This is a genomic window from Mycolicibacter senuensis, assembly GCF_003284925.1.
Lineage (GTDB): Bacteria > Actinomycetota > Actinomycetes > Mycobacteriales > Mycobacteriaceae > Mycobacterium > Mycobacterium algericum_A.
Genome location: NZ_QMEX01000038.1, coordinates 15,027 through 31,669 on the forward strand (window position 1 = coordinate 15,027; position 16,643 = coordinate 31,669).

Genomic DNA, 16,643 nt, shown 5'->3' on the forward strand with positions numbered 1-16,643 from the left:
CGTGCGCGTCCCCGGCCGACACGCCGCGGCGCGCACCGTTTTTGCGCACACGCGCGCCCGCAGGTCACTCTGCCGTGAGCAGCCGGTTGGCGCAGGTGGTGACCGCCTGCACCGCGGACCGTCCGGCGTCGACGGAAAAGCCGACCGCCCACGCCGTGGTGCGGCCGTTGGAGCCGTGGATGAACGTGGCGGTCTCGTCGCCGCACCGAAGCTGATGGAAAGCCAGAATTTCCAGGGTGATTCCGCAGTCGTGAAGCATGGTGGTGAGCGCGGCCAGCGGCCCGTGCGCCGCCGCCGTGCAGGTGCCCGTGCGCTCGCCGACGGCGATCGTCGCCTGATATCTCCGGCCCTGCGACCCAAGCCGTGCCGCGGGCCGGTCGGGGTCCAGACAACGCCACCGACCGACCCGCAGCGGTCCGGCGGCTCGCCCGTAGGTGGCCACGAAGCGGTCCCAGGTCAACTGTGCGGCCACGTCACGCAGCTCACGCGGTAACCGGGTGTCGAATCGGTCTTGAAACGAGGTGTTGGTCATGTCTCGGTCTCTTCTGCTCGAGGGGAGCGACCGACGGGTAGTAGCTTCCGACCCACAGCGGGGGGTCGGTCTGGATCAGACCCCGCTGCGGGTGACCGCTACTACAGGCAGATGACGCATGATCCAGCCAGGCTAATCCCGCTCCGGTCGGTGTGCAACCGATTATTTGTGTCAATCCAGGATGCGCCGGGCCACGTTGGTGGTCACCAGGTCGAGCAGTTCGTCGGCGCGACCGGCGAGGATGGTCCTGATCGCGTAGAGCGAGAACCCCTTGGCCTGTTCGGCGGTGATCGCCGGCGGGATCGACAGCACCTGGCGGGCGGTGACGACATCGATCACGGCCGGCCCGTCATGGTCGAACGCCGCGGTCAGGGCCGGTTCCAGGTCGCCGGGCCGCTCCACCCGTCGTCCGAACATGCCCAGCGCAGCCGCGACGGCGCCGAAGTCCGGGTTCTGCAACTCGGTGCCGAAATTGACGATGCCGGCGGCCTTCATCTCCAGTTCGACGAAGTTCAGCGACGAATTGTTGAACACGATCACCTTGACCGGCAACCGATTCTGCGTCAGCGTCAACAACTCGCCGAATAGCATTGCCAGCCCGCCGTCGCCGGCGAAGGCGACGACTTGACGCTTCCGGTCGACGGTCTGGGCGCCGATCGCGTGCGGCAGCGCACACGCCATGGTGCCGTGGTTGAACGACCCGATCAGCCGTCGCCGCCCGTTCATCGTCAGGTAGCGCGCCGCCCACACCACCGGGGATCCGACGTCGACGGTGAACACAGCATCATCGGCTGCTAGTCGATTCGCCACCGCGGCAACGTATTCGGGGCGAATCGGAGTCCGGTCGCGATCATTGGAGGCCAGCGAGTCCAGCCGCTTGCGGGTCTTGCGATAGTGCTTGCGCGATCGCTCCAGATGAGTGCGGTCGTCCTTGGCGGTCAACATCGGGCGCAACGCGGCGAGGGTGTCGGCCACCGTGCCCACGAGTCCGAGATCGATCGGAGTACGCCGGCCCAGGTTTCGGCCCCGGATGTCGACCTGGATGATCTGCGCGTGCTCGGGATAGAACTGCTGGTAGGGGAAATCGGTGCCGAGCATCAGCAGCACGTCGGCCTCGGCGATCGCCTTGTAACCGGAGGCGAAGCCGAGCAGTCCCGTCATACCGACGTCGTAGGGGTTGTCATACTCGATGTACTCCTTGCCGCGCAACGCATGCACGATCGGGGCCGCCAGCGTGCCCGCGAGTTCGATGACCTGGCCGCGGGCACCGGCCACACCCGCCCCGGCCAGGATGGTGACCCGGGAGGCGTCGTTGAGCATGCCGGCCGCCGCGGCCAGACCGTGTTCGTCGGGGCGGCACACCACCCCGGCGGCTGTCACCGGTCGCGATCCCCAGTCGGTGGCGTCGACGCGGTCGGACAAGATCTCGCCCGGCACGACGACAACGGCGACACCGTTCTCCTCGACCGCGGTGCGCATCGCCATCTCCAGGATGCGGGGCGCCTGTCCGGGGGTGCTGACCAGTTCGCAGTAGACACTGCACTCGCCAAACAGGTTCTGCGGGTGGGTTTCCTGGAAGTAGTCGGAGCCGATCTCGGCCAGCGGGATGTGGGCGGCGATCGCCAACACCGGCACCCGGCTGCGGTGCGCGTCGAACAGACCGTTGATCAGGTGGAGGTTTCCCGGCCCGCAACTACCGGCGCACACCGCCAGGCGACCGGTCATGGCGGCCTCGGCGGCGGCGGCGAAGGCCGCGGTCTCCTCGTGACGCACCTGTTCCCATCCGAAGTCGCCGGCCCGACGGATCGCGTCGGTGAACCCGTTGAGGCTGTCCCCCGGGATCCCGTAGACCCGTTGCACGCCACTGCGTTTCAGGGCGGCGATGACATGGTCGGCGACGGTGGCCATTCACGCTCCCCTTCCTGGCGCGAGCGTGCGCAAAAACGGTTTCGGCCTCGGCGTGTCGACCGGGGACGCGCACGCTCGCGCAAAAAGTGCGGTGAAGGAGACGCTACTTGATCAGCGGGTCGCGGGGCATCCCCAGAATGCGCTCGGCGATCTGGTTACGGGTCACCTCCGAGGTGCCACCGGCGATCGCGATGCCGCGCGCACCCATCACCATCCGGCCGGCCATCGCACCCGGCCCGTCGTCGAGTGCGACGTCCGGGCCCAGCAGCGCCGCCCCGATGGCCGCGCCGTCGCCCATGTGCTCGGCGAGCTTGAGCTTGGTGACGTTGCCCTCCGGTCCGGGCCCGGCGCCGGCGATGCTGCGCGCCACCCGGCGCAGGTTCAGCAGCCGCAACGCGTGCTCGTCGGCGACGAACCGGCCGATCCGCACCGCGGCGTCGGCCACCGGCTGCCGGCCCTGCTGGGCCAGTGCGATCAGGTGCTGGTCCACCCCGGCGGTGAAGGATCCACCACCGCCGATGCTGACCCGCTCGTTGCCCAGGGTGGCGCGGGCGACCTTCCAGCCCTCATTGACCTCGCCGACGACGTCCTCGTCGGGAACGAAGACGTCGTTGAAGAACACCTCGTTGAACTCCGAGCCGCCGGTGATCTGACGCAGCGGCCGGACCTCGACCCCGGGCGCCTCCATGTCGATGATCACCATGGTGATGCCGGCGTGCTTGGGAACGTCGAAGTCGGTGCGCACGGTGGCCAGCCCACGCCGGCACAGGTGCGCCCCGGACGTCCACACCTTCTGGCCGTTGATCTTCCAGCCGCCGTCGACCCGGGTGGCCCTGGTCTTGACCGCAGCGGCATCCGAGCCGGCAGCCGGCTCGGAGAACAGCTGGCACCAGATCTCCTCCTGGCGCAGCGCCTTCTCCACGAAGCGCTCGATCTGCCAGTCGGTGCCCTGCTGGATCAGCGTCAGGATCACCCAGCCGGTGATCGAGTAGTCCGGCCGCTGCACCCCGGCGGCGCTGAACTCCTGCTCGATCACCAGCTGCTCGACCGCGTCGGCGGCCCGGCCCCACGGCTTGGGCCAGTGCGGCATCACATAGCCGGTCGCGATCAGCCGGTCCAGCTGCTCCTCGCCGCTCAACGCGGCGATCTCGACCGCGTCGGCGTGGATCCGGGTGCGCAACTCCTCGGCCTCGGGCGGCAGATCCAGGTCGTTGGCCCGGGTGATGCCGGCCGCGGCACTGTCGAACACCGCCAGGGCCGGTGCATCGCCGCCGAACAGCGCCTGCACCGTCAGGGCCCGGCGCAACTGCAGGTGGGCGTCGTGTTCCCAGGTGTAGCCGATGCCGCCGTGCACCTGGATGTTCAGCTCGGCATTACGCACGTAGGCGGGGAACGCCAGGGTGGCGGCGACCGCGGCGGCCAACCGGAAGGCGTACTCGTCCCCACCGTCGGCGCGCGCGGCGTCCCACACCGCCGCGGTGGCCGACTCGGCCGCGACGAGCATGTTGGCGCAGTGGTGCTTGATGGCCTGGAAGGTCGCGATGGTGCGGCCGAACTGTTCCCGCACCTTGGCGTACTCGACAGCCGAGTCGGTGCAGTCGGCGGCCCCACCGACGGCTTCGGCGGCCAGCAGCACCCGAGCCCGCGCCAGCGCCGACTCACGCCCACCGGCCAGCGTGTCGTCGGCGCTGATCCCGACGCCGGTCAGCGTGACCCGCCCGGAGCGCCGGGTCGGGTCCAGGTTGCCGGGTACGTCGACGCTGACCCCGGCGCGGTCTCGCTCGAGCACCAGCACGTCTTCGCCGGCGGCCAGCAGCAACACATCGGCCAGCCCGGCGCCCAGCACGATCCCGGCGTCCCCGGAGGCCACGCCGCCGTCGAGGGCCAGCCCACCGGCCAGGCCCACCCCGGCCGTCACCGAGCCGTCGATCAGGCCGGGCAGTAGCCGGGCCTGCTGTTCGGGCGTCCCGGCGGCGGCGATCACCGCCGAGGCGATGACCGTCGGCAGGAACGGTCCGGGCGCCACCGCCCGGCCCAGTTCCTCGACCACCACCACCAACTCGGGCAGCCCGAAGCCCGAGCCGCCGTGCTCCTCGGCGATATGCAGCCCCAGCCAGCCCAGGGCGGCCAGCTCACCCCAGAACGGCGGCCGGCCCTCCTCGGTGGCGTCCAGCAGCGCACGGGATGCCGCGCGGGCTTGCTGCGCGGTCAAGAATCCGCGGGCCACCTCGGCCAGTTCGCGGTGGTCGTCGGTTACTGCGATGCCCATGGCAGATCTCCTGTTCGGTAACTACTTGGGGGCGAACCGCTGCCCGGCGTCCAACCGCAGGCACTGCCCGTTGAGCATGGGGTTGTCGACGACGGCGGCGACCAGCTTGGCGAACTCCTCGGGCCGGCCGAGGCGCTTGGGGAACGCCGCATCCTTGGTCAGGGCACTGGCGAACTCCTCCGGGATGCCCTTGGTCAGGCCGGTGGCGAACAGGCTCGGCGCGATCGCCAGCACCCGGATGCCCACCGAGCCGAGGTCACGGGCCATGGTCAGGCACATACCGGCGACACCGGCCTTGGCGGCGGTGTAGGCCACCTGGCCGATCTGGCCCTCGAACGCCGCGATCGAGGCGGTGTTGATGATGACCCCGCGCTCCTCGTCCTCGGGCTCGTTGGTGCTCATCTGCGCCGCGGCCAGCCGGTTGAGGTTGAAGGTGGCGATCAGGTTCAGGTCGATCACCGAGCGGAACGACTCCAGGTCGTGCGGGCCGGACTTGCTCAAAGTCCGCTTGGCGATGCCGCCGCCCGCGGTGGTGACGATGACGTGCAGACCGCCGAGGCCCTCGACCGCGGCGGCCAGGGTCTTCTCGGCGGCGTCGAAGTCGGTGATGTCCACCGGGTGGAAGGCGCCGCGCCCACCCTTGAGGCCGGCCGCCACCTCCTTGCCCTCCGATCCCTCTCGGTCGAGCACCGCCACTGCTGCGCCACCGGCGGCAAGCAGCTCCGCGGTTGCCCGTCCCATCCCCGAGGCGCCCCCGACGACGACGACCTTCTTCCCACTGATCTCCATGCGAACTCCCTTAAGCAAGTACTTGAGTATCAGGAACAAGTTATCGTTCCGCTCGGAAACCGCTGCCACTCGGGCATCCGGCCGGCCCCAAGGAGGTACCCGTGGGCGCACCGACCGCGCCGCAGCTGATCGAGCGACGCGACGGTCCGGTGACCTACCTGCACACCGACGCCGCACTGCCCCCGGTCGCCGTCGTGGACCGCTCACCGATCTCGGTGCGCCAGAAACTGGCGCTCGGTGCGCTCGCCGTCGCGGGCGCGGTGGCGTGGGCGCTGATCGCCTTCGTCCGCGGCGAGTCGGTGAACGCGGTGTGGTTCGTGGTCGCCGCGCTTTGCACTTATATCGTCGGGTTCCGTTGCTATGCAAGGCTTATCGAGCTCAAGATCGTCAAGCCCCGCGATGAGCACGCCACTCCCGCGGAGATCTTCGAAGACGGCACCGACTACCTGCCGACCGACCGCCGGGTGTTGTTCGGTCACCACTTCGCCGCGATCGCCGGCGCGGGTCCGCTGGTCGGACCGGTGCTGGCCACCCAGATGGGTTATCTGCCGGGCACCATCTGGATCGTGATCGGCGCGGTGTTCGCCGGCTGCGTGCAGGACTACTTGGTGCTGTGGTGCTCGGTGCGGCGACGGGGCCGTTCGCTGGGGCAGATGGCCCGCGAGGAACTCGGCCCGGTCGGCGGCGCCGCCGCGATCATCGGGGTGTTGGTGATCATGGTCATCCTGATCGCGGTGCTGGCGCTGATCGTGGTGCGGGCGCTGGCGGTCAGCCCGTGGGGGGTGTTCTCCATCGCGATGACGATCCCGATCGCGCTGTTCATGGGGATCTATCTGCGTTACCTGCGTCCGGGCCGGGTTTCGGAGGTCTCCCTGATCGGCGTGGTCGCGCTGCTGGGCGCCGTCGCCTCGGGCCGGTGGGTCGCGGAGACATCCTGGGGAGCGTCCTGGTTCACGCTCTCGCCGGTGGCGCTGTCGTGGTGTGTCATCGGCTACGGCTTCGCCGCCTCGGTGCTGCCGGTGTGGCTGCTGCTGGCGCCGCGCGACTATCTGTCGACGTTCATGAAGGTCGGCACCATCGCCGTGCTGGCCGTCGGCATCGTGATCGCCCAGCCGCTGATGGCGGCTCCCGCCGTCTCGACCTTCGCCCACACCGGCGACGGGCCGGTGTTCGCCGGGTCGCTGTTCCCGTTCCTGTTCATCACGATCGCCTGCGGGGCGCTGTCGGGATTCCATTCGCTGATCGCCTCGGGCACCACCCCGAAGCTGCTGGAAAAAGAGAGCCAGATGCGGCTGATCGGCTACGGCGGCATGCTCACCGAGTCGTTCGTGGCGGTGATGGCGCTGATCACCGCATCGATTCTGGACCAGCACCTGTTCTTTGCCCTCAACGCGCCGGTCGCCGCGACCGGCGGTACCGCCGAAACCGCTGCCGCCTACGTCAACGGGCTCGGGCTGGGCGGGTCACCGGTAACCGGTGAGCAGATCACCGAGGCCGCCGCCGCCGTCGGCGAACAGTCGATCGTGTCGCGCACCGGTGGGGCGCCCACGCTGGCATTCGGCATGGCCGAGGTGCTGGGACAGGTGTTCGGCGGCCCGGGCATGAAAGCGTTCTGGTATCACTTCGCGATCATGTTCGAGGCGCTGTTCATCTTGACCACCGTCGACGCCGGCACCCGGGTGGCCCGTTTCATGCTCTCCGACGCGTTGAGCAACCTGGGCGGGCCGTTGCGCCGGCTGGCCAACCCGGGATGGCGAATCGGAGCGTGGGCGTGCAGCGTGGCGGTGGTCGCCGGATGGGGTTCGATTCTGTTGATGGGGGTGACCGATCCGCTCGGCGGGATCAACACCCTCTACCCGCTGTTCGGCATCGCCAACCAGTTGCTGGCCGCGATCGCGTTGACCGTGGTGACCGTGATCGTGATCAAGCGCAGCCGGCGCCGATCCGACTTGAAATGGGCACTGGTACCGGGCATTCCGCTGCTGTGGGATCTGACGGTCACCATGACGGCATCGTGGCAGAAGATCTTCTCATCCGATCCGCGAGTGGGTTACTGGACGCAGCATTTCGCCTACCGGGCCGCCGAGCGGGCCGGTGCGACCTCGTTCGGATCGGCGGTCGACGCGGCGCAGTTGCACGATGTCGTTCGCAACACCTTCATCCAGGGCAGCCTGTCGATCGTGTTCGCCGCCCTGGTCGCGGTGGTGTTCGTGACCGGGGTGCTGGTCTCGTTCCCGGCGATTCGCGGTGCCGTGTCGACCACCGAGCCGCCGCCGGTGCCGTCGCGCCGGTTCGCACCGGCCGGACTGGTCCCGTCGGCGGTCGAGCGAAAGGTACAGGCGCAGTGGGACGCTCGGCAAGCCGGCTAGCGCGGGCGGCTCGCCGGTTCGGCTGGTACTGGGCGACCCTGCTCGGCGACAACCACTACCGCCGTTATCTGGAATACCGCCGCCGGGCACATCCGGGCGAACCGGTGCTCTCCGAGCGGGACTACTGGCGGCGGCGTTACGACGCCGATCCCGGCGGACGGTGCTGCTGAGGCGGTTCATCGGGCATGATCGACAGGTGGCTGACATCACCCGCAGGGGGGCGGCCCGCAATGCCAAGCTGGTGGGTCTGCCGCTGAGCTTCGCCGGCCGGGCCGCGCTCGGGTTGGGCAAACGGCTGGCCGGCAGGTCCCGGGACGAGGTGACCGCCGAGCTCATGGAGCAGGCGGCCGAGCAGATGTTCACCGTCCTCGGCGAGCTCAAGGGTGGCGCCATGAAGGTCGGCCAGGTGCTCTCGGTCCTGGAGGCGGCGGTGCCCGACGAGTTCGGCGAGCCCTACCGCGAGGCACTGACCAAGTTGCAGAAGGACGCCCCGGCGCTGCCTGCGGCCAAGGTGCACCGGGTGCTCGACGCCCAACTGGGCACGCGGTGGCGGGAGCGGTTCAGCTCCTTTGACGACGATCCGGTCGCGGCGGCCAGCATCGGCCAGGTGCACCAGGCGGTGTGGGCCGACGGCCGCCCGGTGGCCGTCAAGATCCAGTATCCCGGCGCCGATGAGGCGCTGCGCGCCGACCTGAAGACGCTGCGGCGGCTGGCCGGGGTGCTCAAGCCGCTGGCGCCCGGGGCCGATGTGCAGGGCATCGTCGACGAGCTCATCGAGCGCGCCGACATGGAACTGGACTACCGGCGCGAGGCCGACAACCAGCGCGCGTTCGCCCGGGCCTACACCGGCCACCCGCATTTCGCGGTCCCGCACGTGGTGGCCAGCGCTCCCAAGGTGGTGATCCAGGAGTGGCTCGACGGCATCGCGATGTCGCAGATCATCGCCGGCGGCACCGCCGCGCAGCGCGACCTGCTGGGCACCCGGCTGGTCGAGTTGATCGGCGACGCGCCGGCCCGGGTCGGCATGCTGCACGGTGACGCACACCCCGGCAATTTCATGCTGCTGGCCGACGGTCGGATGGGCGTCATCGACTTCGGTGCGGTGGCGCCGCTGCCCGACGGCCTCCCGGTGGAGCTGGGCATGGCGCTGCGGTTCGCCAGCCAGGCCAACTACGACCTGCTGCTGCCCACGTTGGAGAAGGCCGGCTTCATCCAGGCCGGCGAACAGATCTCGATCGAGGACATCCACGACATGCTGCGCCGCTACGTCGAGCCGATGGCGCCCGAGGTCTTCCACTTCAGCCGCGACTGGTTGCAGACGCTGGTCTCCGCGCAACTGGACCAGTCGATTCACCAGATCAAGACCGCCCGCCAACTGGACCTGCCACCCAACCTGGCGATGCTGGGGCGGGTCATCGGCACGACGGCCGGCATCCTGGCCCAGTTGGACGCGCACGTACCGGTTCGGGCGCTCGCGCTGGAACTGCTGCCCGGTTTCGCCGCCTAGGCTCGCGCGCCCGCCCCCGGCCGTGGCCAAAACTTGATGAAGCCTTGACCCGTTCGTGCGCATGTGCGACGGGGATCGGGGGCCCGGTCTACCTACGATCAACCTCGTAAACACCGGTAGGTTTGGTCGGGAAGGTACGCCGGAGATGTGGACATCGGTACGCAGTGCAGTCGTGGTGCTGGGAGTGGCTCTGACAACGGTGGTGATGCCGCCGAGTGCGGCTGCCGCCAGCCAACCCTCGGGCATCGCGTCGATCCAGCCGGCGCCGGGTGCCGTCGTCGGCGTGGCGCATCCCGTGGTGGTGAGATTCGCCGCGCCGGTGGGCGACCACCGGGCCGCCGAACGCACCATCCCGGTGCGGACGGACCCGCCCATGACCGGTACCTATGAGTGGATCGACGACACCGAAGTCCACTGGGTCCCCGACCGTTACTGGCCGTCGCACAGCACCGTGGCACTGTCGGTGGGCAAGCTCTCCGCCGACTTCAGCACCGGAGCGAAGGTGGTCGGGGTCGCCAGCGTATCGGCGCACACCTTCACCGTGAGCGTCGACGACGAGGAGGCCGACCCGCTGCCCGCACCGCACCATCGCCCGCACTGGGGCGAAGACGGGGTGATGCCCGCCACCATGGGCAAGTCCGCATTCCCCACGCCGACAGGCCATTACACCGTTCTGGCCAAGGAAAAGAAGGTCCTGATGGACTCCAGCAGCGTTGGGATCCCGGTCGACGACCCCGAAGGTTACCGCTTCGACGTCGAACAGGCCGTGCGTATCAGCCGGCGGGGCCTCTACGTCCACTCGGCGCCGTGGGCGCTTCACTCCCTGGGCCTGGAGAACGTCAGCCACGGCTGTGTCGGTCTGAGTCCGACGGACGCCGAATGGTATTTCGACCGGGTCAATATCGGCGACCCGGTGATCATCAAGGAGTGACGCCGCACGTCACGGCGACCCGGTAGGCATGGCAGCGCCACCGAATTCCACCGGCATCGCGTCGATCCCGTTGATCCACGGCAGCACGGATCGCGAGGCGCGGTCCAGCCGGCGAATGTCGGGCATGATGTCTGCCAGCGCCCCGAAGATCAGGTTGATCTGCATGCGGGCGAGATTCGCCCCGATGCAGTAGTGCGCGCCGGGAGCCCCGAAACCCAGATGCGGGTTGGGGCTTCGCCGGATGTCGAAGGTGAACGGGTCGTCGAACACCTCTTCGTCGTAGTTGGCCGAGCCGTAGAACATCCCGACTCGCTGCCCCTTGGTGATGTGCACCCCACCGAGTTCGACGTCGCGCAACGCCGTGCGCTGGAAGGAGATCACCGGCGTGGCCCACCGGACCACCTCGTCGACCATGGTCGCCGGGCGCTCTGACACGAACAACCGCCATTGGTCGGGGTGGTCGAAGAAGGCCAGCATCCCCTGCGAGGTGGCGTTGCGGGTGGTCTCGTTGCCGGCGACCATCAGCATCATCACGTAGTAGCCGAACTCCAGCGCCGTCAGCGCTTCTCCGTCGATCGTCGCGGTGACCAGGGCCGTCGCGATGTCGTCGCGCGGGTGGGCCTTGCGGTCTTCGGCCATCTGGTAGGCGTAGCCCAACAACTCAGCGGAGGCCTGCATCCCGTCGGCGGCGGCCTGCGGGTCACCGTTGCCGCCGCCCACCAGTCGATTGCTCCAGTCGAAGACCTGCTGGCGTTCAGCCGCCGGCACACCGATCAGCTCACAGATCGTCGCCAGCGGCAGCCGGGAGGCGACCTCGGTGACGAAGTCGCCGCTGTGGTGCTCGGCGGCGGCCGCGACGATCTCGCGGGCCTGGCGGTCGAGCGAGTCCCGCATGCCGGCAACGACACGGGGAGTGAATCCGCGTGAGACGATCCGGCGCAGCTTGGCGTGCTTGGGCCCATCGAGGAACAGCATGATGTTGTCGCGGCTGGCATCGTGGAGGTCTTGGTTGCCGGTGGTGTTCGTCCGGATCAGCGAGGTGTTCTCGTGCGAGGAGAACACGTCATCCTGCAGCGACACGGCCCGTACATCGGCGTGCTTGGTCACCACCCAGTAGCCCTCGTCGGGGTAGCCGGAGACGCCGAATGGCTGGGCGTTCCACCAGATCGGCTCGGTTTTGCGCAGCAGCGCGAACTCCTCGTGCGGGATCCGCTCCCCGATGAGCGCGGGGTCGGTGAAGTCGAACCCCTCCGGCAGCAGCTGCGGTGTCTCGGTCATCGTGCTCCCTCTCGCTCTACCAGCGGTTGCCACGCCATTCGGTCATCGGCACTGTCGACGTAGCCGCCGGACGGGGCGGCGAAATGTGATCCGAGCAGCAGCGCCCGCTCGTCGGCGACACGGCGCAGCAGTTCGAGCCGGCTGGCGCGAGCCGCGGACGGGTCGGCGTCGGGCAGCGCGCAGATCCCGGGTTCGCCGATCTGCGCCGGGTGATGTACCACGTCGCCGCTGATGTAGGCGACGGCGCCGGCGGAGTCGATGCGCACCGACACGTGCCCCGGAGTGTGTCCGGCGGTCGGCACCAGCCGGATGTCGCCGGTCACTCGGTGATCCGGCTCGACCAGCCGCAGTCTGCCGTATTGTCGCAGCGGCGCAACGCATTCCGGCGCCACCCGGTCCTCCCCGGTGAGCTGACACCAGTGGTCGTGCTCGGCCGCGGTCACCAGGTAGTCGGCGCCTGCGAAAGCGGGAACCCACTGCCCCGCCCGCTGCACCGTGTTGCCCCCGGCGTGGTCGCGGTGCAGGTGGGTGCATATCACCGCGGTGATGTCGTCGGGGCGAAAGCCGGTGGTGGCCAAGGACTCGGCAAAGCGATCCGGTATCTGCCGGGACCGCAGGAAGCCTTCACCGAAGCAGGTGTCGACGAGAACGCGGGCCGGTCCGGACTCGATCAGGAAGGACTGGATCGCCATCAAGATGTTGCCCGAGGCGTCGCAATAGTCCGTCAGCGAGTCATCCGCGAAGCGTTCGGGTGGCGCTGCGAACAGTCGCGATGCCGGGATCGGGATGATCGCCTGCAGGACCGCATGGATGTCAACGTCGCCGACAGTCCAGTGCTGCACGCCCGTGGTCCCCTTCTCGCAGGGGGATCGTATGCCACAAATCATTTGGAATTCAATGATTCGCCGAACCGGGTGAATGCGGGTCGGTCTGGCACACTCGATCCGTGGCAGCACCCACCGTCCGCTTTCGCCGGCTCGCCGAACAGGTCGCCGACGAGCTCCGCCGACGCATTCTCGCCGGGGAGCTCCCCGATGACAGCGTGCTTCCCAAAGAGGACGAACTCCTGATCGAATTCGCCATCAGCAAGCCGTCGCTGCGTGAGGCCATGCGCATCCTGGAAGCCGAGGGACTGCTCACCGTGCGCCGCGGCAAACGCGGTGGCGCGGTCATCCATCGCCCCACACCAGCAAACGTCGCCTACACCATGGGCCTGGTCCTGGGCTCGCGGCAGGTCAGCCTCGCCGACGTCGCGACCGCACTGCTACAGGTCGAACCGGCCTGTGCGGCACTGTGCGCGGGGCGGCCGGACCGCAAGAGTACGGTCGTGCCCATTCTGCGACGGTTACACGAGGAATCGGTGGCCGCGGTCGACGACTTGGCGCAGGCGACCTCGGCCAGTCGCCGCTACCACGAGGCGCTCGTCAGGCACTGCGGCAACGCCACCATGCTCGTGATGGCGGGTGCACTCGAAACCCTGTGGTCGGCCCACGAGCAAAGCTGGTCGAGCCAGGTCACCGACCACTCGACGGTGCCGGTGCCCGAACGGCGCGCGGTCCTGGAGGACCATCGGCAGGTGATCGACGCGATCGACGTCGGCGATGCCCAGCGGGCCCGCGACCTGGCCGCGGCGCACCTGATGCATGTGCAGCACTACCCGGGCCGGTCGGGTGTGGTCGATCCCGCCATGATCCGTCCGCGCGGGCTGCCCCCGTTTCGCGACGACGGCGCCTGACGCCCGCCGGCCGCATTGACCCCGGTCCTCATTTCCATATGATTTGTTCATGATGGAGTCTGTCGACGTGCAGAACCGGCCCGGCGGCGCTGCGATCTGGTCGCCCTCGGTGGTCCCGCCGATCGGCGTCGAGCTGACCGATGCCCAGGCGCTGGCCGTGGCGTTTCGGCATCTCGCCGACATCGGCTTCGCCGAGAACATGGCCGGCCACATCACCTGGCAGCCCTACGACCAGACCGAGATGCTGGTCAACCCGTGGGGCCTGTGGTGGGCCGAACTGACCGCGTCCGACATCTGCACGGTGGACGAGCACGCCCGTGTCGTCGCGGGCCGCTGGGATGTCACCCCGGCCATCCATATCCACACCGAACTGCACCGGGCCCGTCCCGACGCCCGCGTGGTGATCCACAACCACCCCTACTACGTCAGCCTGCTGGCATCGCTGCAGACAGCGCCCGAACTCATCCACCAGACCGGTTCGCTGTTCCTCGACGACCTGTGCTTGGTCGACAGCTACGACGGCGAAATCGACTCCGCCGCCCGGGCGGCAGAGCTGGTCGAGCGCATCGGCGGCGCGAATCTAGCGATCCTGGCCTCGCACGGGGTGGTCGCCACCGGACGCACCCTGGCCGAGGCGGTCTATCGGTCAGCGACCATCGAACGGGTGTGCAAGCTGGCCTACCACGTCATGCTGACCGGCCGAACGCCGTCGCCGATGAGGCGTTCGGACATGGCCGGGATGCAGGCATCGCTGATCGAACGCGCCGCCGATGTGTACTGGGCCGGAGCGGCGCGCATGACCATCAAGGCCGACCGCCAGGTGCTGGACTGACCCGTGCAGGACTGACAAGGAATCGAGAGGGCCGTCGGTGAAATCGATCGATGAACTGAGCTCCGACCCGAACTTCACCACCGCCAAAGCCGGCGCCGAGCGCACCGTGACCTTCCTGCCGGAACCGCCACGCGCACAACGGCGTTACACGGTGATCTCGGTCGACGATCACATCGTCGAGCCGCCGGACACCTTCGAAGGCCGCGTCCCGCGCAAACTGGCCGACCGGGCGCCCAAGGTGGTCGAGACCGAGAACGGCGGCCAGACCTGGATCTACGACGGCCAGTCACTACCGAACGTGGGATTCAACGCCGTCGTCGGCCGGCCGGTGTCGGAGTACGGTTTCGAGCCCGCCCGGTTCGACGAGATGCGCCGCGGCGCGTGGGACATCCACGAACGCGTCAAGGACATGGACCTCAACGGCGTGTATGCCTCACTGAACTTCCCGTCGTTTTTGCCCGGTTTCGCCGGCCAGCGGCTACAACTGACCACCGACGACGGTGAGCTGGCGCTGGCCTCGGTACGGGCATGGAACGACTGGCATCACGAGGTGTGGGCCGGCTCCTACCCCGACCGCATCATCGGCTGCCAGTTGCCCTGGCTGCTGGATCCGGACCTCGGGGCGGCCATGATCTACGAGAACGCCGAAAGAGGCTTTCGCGCGGTCACTTTCAGCGAGAACCCAGCCATGCTGGGGTTGCCGACCATCCACTCCGGACATTGGGATCCGCTGATCGCCGCGTGCGCCGAGACCGGCACCGTGGTCAACCTGCACATCGGATCGTCCGGATCGGCACCGTCCACCACCGACGACGCACCCCCCGATGTCGCCGGCGTGCTGTTCTTCGCCTACGCCATCTCCGCCGCGGTCGATTGGCTCTACTCCGGGCTGCCCAGCCGGTTCCCCGAGCTGAAGATCTGCCTGTCCGAGGGCGGAATCGGCTGGGTCGCCGGACTGCTGGACCGGCTCGACCACATGCTGAGCTATCACGAGATGTACGGAACCTGGAAGGCGCTCGGGGAGACCCTGACGCCCGCCGAAGTGCTTCAGCGCAACTTCTGGTTCTGTGCCGTGGAAGACCAGTCGTCGTTCTGCCAGCATGAGCGCATCGGCACCGACCACATCATGCTCGAAGCCGACTACCCGCACTGCGACTCGACGTGGCCGCACACCCAGCGGATCATCCACGAGCAGATCGGCGATCTGGCCCCGGACGTGATCCGGAAGTTGACCTGGGAGAACGCCTCTCGGTTGTATCAGCATCCGGTTCCCGAAGCGGTCCAGCGCGACCCGGACGCGTTCTGATGGCCGCCACCACGTCCCCGCTGCGAATCGCGGTGCTCGACGACTACCAGGGCATCGCCGAAACCGTGGACTGGTCGGCCATCCCGCGACCCGTCGACCTGCTGGCACTGCGCGAGCACATCGCCCCCGGCGATGAACTCGTCGCGCGGCTGGCCGACCGCGAGGTGGTGGTGGCGATGCGCGAGCGCACCGCCATCGGCGCCGACCTGCTGGGCCGCCTGCCGTCGCTGAGACTGCTGGTCACCACCGGGCCGTTCAACGCCGCCATCGACACTGCGGCCGCCCACCGGCTGGGGATCACCGTGTGCGGCACCGGCGGCATCATCACCCCGACGGTCGAACTCACCTGGGCGCTGATCCACGCCCTGCAGCGCCACCTGGTCATCGAAGATCGGGCGCTGCGTGCCGGCCACTGGCAACAGACCGTCGGCGCCGATCTCGCGGGGGCGACGCTGGGACTCGTCGGGCTGGGCCGCATCGGCCGGCTGGTCGCCGCGGTGGGCCACGCGTTCGGTATGCGGGTGGTGGCCTGGAGTCCGAACCTGACCGCGGAGCGCGCCGCCGAAGGGCAGGCCGAACTGCTCGACCGGCGCAGCCTGTTCGAGATCGCGGACGTCGTGTCGATTCACCTGGTGCTCTCCGAGACCACCCGCGGTGTCATCGGCCGCGACGAGCTCGCCGCGATGAAACGCAGCGCGATCCTGGTCAACACCTCACGCGGCGGGCTCATCGATGAGGCGGCGTTGATCGAGGCACTACGGGCGAACCGGATTCGCGGTGCGGGGCTCGACGTCTACGCCCAGGAGCCGCTACCGGCCGGACACCCCCTGACGGCGCTGGAGAACACCGTACTCACCCCGCACCTGGGTTATGTCACCGAGAAATGCATGGACCTGTTCTACCGCGATATTGTTGACGATATCGCGGGTTACTGCGCGGGCACCCCGCGACGCGTTATGGCCATTTGAACGGCACCCTCTATTCAGTTCCGACCAACATAATTCTGTAACAGATGAGTCGCTTCGGAATAACAATTCGACAAAATATTCTGCAGGCGGTATTTGCACCCTTTCTGCGCGGAAAAGGGCCTACGACCGGGTGGTCGTAGGCCCCTTTACCGAGGTGCGTCTATTTAGTGCCGCCGGCCAGGCCGATGGGGGCACTGATAGCTTCGGTCGCCGCTGCCG

Annotated in this window: 14 protein-coding genes; 8 read left to right on the plus strand and 6 right to left on the minus strand. The window is 68.5% G+C overall.

The features are described from left to right. Positions 1 to 64: 64 nt before the first annotated feature. The 4 genes from DQP56_RS11380 to DQP56_RS11395 all read right to left on the minus strand — a co-directional run bounded on the left by DQP56_RS11380 (position 65) and on the right by DQP56_RS11395 (position 5,498). A complete protein-coding gene (locus tag DQP56_RS11380; protein ID WP_112685467.1) occupies positions 65 to 532 on the minus strand; it encodes a 2-isopropylmalate synthase in 468 nt (155 codons plus the stop codon). Between the two features lie 171 nt (positions 533 to 703). Next, positions 704 to 2,440 (minus strand): ubiquinone-dependent pyruvate dehydrogenase, encoded by a 1,737-nt coding sequence (gene poxB / locus DQP56_RS11385; protein ID WP_112685469.1) that lies wholly within the window; start codon positions 2,438 to 2,440, stop codon positions 704 to 706. A 103-nt stretch (positions 2,441 to 2,543) separates the two neighbouring features. Continuing rightward, positions 2,544 to 4,709 carry an acyl-CoA dehydrogenase family protein gene (locus tag DQP56_RS11390; protein ID WP_112685471.1) on the minus strand — a complete coding sequence of 722 codons (2,166 nt, stop codon included), beginning with the start codon at positions 4,707 to 4,709 and terminating at the stop codon, positions 2,544 to 2,546. Positions 4,710 to 4,730: 21 nt separating this feature from the next. Beyond that, entirely contained in the window at positions 4,731 to 5,498 is a 768-nt protein-coding gene (locus DQP56_RS11395; protein WP_112685473.1) for an SDR family NAD(P)-dependent oxidoreductase, read from the minus strand. A 101-nt stretch (positions 5,499 to 5,599) separates the two neighbouring features. Between DQP56_RS11395 and DQP56_RS11400 the strand changes: the two genes are divergently transcribed. From DQP56_RS11400 to DQP56_RS11415, 4 genes are all read left to right on the plus strand, one after another. Beyond that, positions 5,600 to 7,867 (plus strand): carbon starvation CstA family protein, encoded by a 2,268-nt coding sequence (locus DQP56_RS11400; protein ID WP_112685475.1) that lies wholly within the window; start codon positions 5,600 to 5,602, stop codon positions 7,865 to 7,867. Then, a complete protein-coding gene (locus DQP56_RS11405; RefSeq protein ID WP_013829729.1) occupies positions 7,843 to 8,037 on the plus strand; it encodes a YbdD/YjiX family protein in 195 nt (64 codons plus the stop codon). The genes DQP56_RS11400 and DQP56_RS11405 overlap by 25 nt, the downstream gene beginning before the upstream one ends. Before the next feature lie 26 nt (positions 8,038 to 8,063). Beyond that, positions 8,064 to 9,374: a macrolide-binding ATPase MABP-1 gene (locus tag DQP56_RS11410; protein WP_112685489.1), complete on the plus strand. Its 1,311-nt coding sequence runs from the start codon at positions 8,064 to 8,066 to the stop codon at positions 9,372 to 9,374. Between the two features lie 145 nt (positions 9,375 to 9,519). Continuing rightward, complete coding sequence (locus DQP56_RS11415; RefSeq protein WP_112685477.1) at positions 9,520 to 10,305, plus strand: L,D-transpeptidase; 786 nt, start codon at positions 9,520 to 9,522, stop codon at positions 10,303 to 10,305. Between the two features lie 9 nt (positions 10,306 to 10,314). On the opposite strand, the gene DQP56_RS11420 is transcribed toward DQP56_RS11415, so the two are convergent. Together DQP56_RS11420 and DQP56_RS11425 are read right to left on the minus strand one after the other, a co-directional pair. Continuing rightward, on the minus strand, positions 10,315 to 11,583 hold the full coding sequence (locus DQP56_RS11420; protein WP_112685479.1) for a cytochrome P450: 1,269 nt from the start codon (positions 11,581 to 11,583) through the stop codon (positions 10,315 to 10,317). Next, positions 11,580 to 12,425: an MBL fold metallo-hydrolase gene (locus tag DQP56_RS11425; RefSeq protein WP_112685481.1), complete on the minus strand. Its 846-nt coding sequence runs from the start codon at positions 12,423 to 12,425 to the stop codon at positions 11,580 to 11,582. Before DQP56_RS11425 ends, DQP56_RS11420 begins: the two co-directional genes overlap by 4 nt. Before the next feature lie 104 nt (positions 12,426 to 12,529). Between DQP56_RS11425 and DQP56_RS11430 the strand changes: the two genes are divergently transcribed. Genes DQP56_RS11430 through DQP56_RS11445 form a run of 4 tightly spaced genes read left to right on the plus strand, consistent with a single transcriptional unit; the run spans position 12,530 to position 16,424 of the window. Next, entirely contained in the window at positions 12,530 to 13,318 is a 789-nt protein-coding gene (locus DQP56_RS11430; RefSeq protein WP_112685483.1) for a FadR/GntR family transcriptional regulator, read from the plus strand. 49 nt (positions 13,319 to 13,367) lie between these two features. Continuing rightward, positions 13,368 to 14,150 (plus strand): class II aldolase/adducin family protein, encoded by a 783-nt coding sequence (locus DQP56_RS11435; RefSeq protein WP_112685491.1) that lies wholly within the window; start codon positions 13,368 to 13,370, stop codon positions 14,148 to 14,150. 37 nt (positions 14,151 to 14,187) lie between these two features. Then, positions 14,188 to 15,456 (plus strand): amidohydrolase family protein, encoded by a 1,269-nt coding sequence (locus DQP56_RS11440; RefSeq protein WP_112685485.1) that lies wholly within the window; start codon positions 14,188 to 14,190, stop codon positions 15,454 to 15,456. Continuing rightward, complete coding sequence (locus DQP56_RS11445) at positions 15,456 to 16,424, plus strand: D-2-hydroxyacid dehydrogenase family protein (RefSeq protein WP_205868856.1); 969 nt, start codon at positions 15,456 to 15,458, stop codon at positions 16,422 to 16,424. Before DQP56_RS11440 ends, DQP56_RS11445 begins: the two co-directional genes overlap by 1 nt. The last annotated feature ends 219 nt before the right edge of the window (positions 16,425 to 16,643 follow it).

Excerpts from the sequence above, each read along its gene's own strand:
- DQP56_RS11380 (WP_112685467.1), bottom strand. The coding sequence starts at position 532 with ATGACCAACACCTCGTTTCAAGACCGATTCGACACCCGGTTACCGCGT.
- poxB (WP_112685469.1), bottom strand. The coding sequence starts at position 2,440 with ATGGCCACCGTCGCCGACCATGTCATCGCCGCCCTGAAACGCAGTGGC.
- DQP56_RS11390 (WP_112685471.1), bottom strand. The coding sequence starts at position 4,709 with ATGGGCATCGCAGTAACCGACGACCACCGCGAACTGGCCGAGGTGGCC.
- DQP56_RS11395 (WP_112685473.1), bottom strand. The coding sequence starts at position 5,498 with ATGGAGATCAGTGGGAAGAAGGTCGTCGTCGTCGGGGGCGCCTCGGGG.
- DQP56_RS11415 (WP_112685477.1), top strand. The coding sequence starts at position 9,520 with ATGTGGACATCGGTACGCAGTGCAGTCGTGGTGCTGGGAGTGGCTCTG.
- DQP56_RS11420 (WP_112685479.1), bottom strand. The coding sequence starts at position 11,583 with ATGACCGAGACACCGCAGCTGCTGCCGGAGGGGTTCGACTTCACCGAC.
- DQP56_RS11435 (WP_112685491.1), top strand. The coding sequence starts at position 13,368 with ATGATGGAGTCTGTCGACGTGCAGAACCGGCCCGGCGGCGCTGCGATC.
- DQP56_RS11445 (WP_205868856.1), top strand. The coding sequence starts at position 15,456 with ATGGCCGCCACCACGTCCCCGCTGCGAATCGCGGTGCTCGACGACTAC.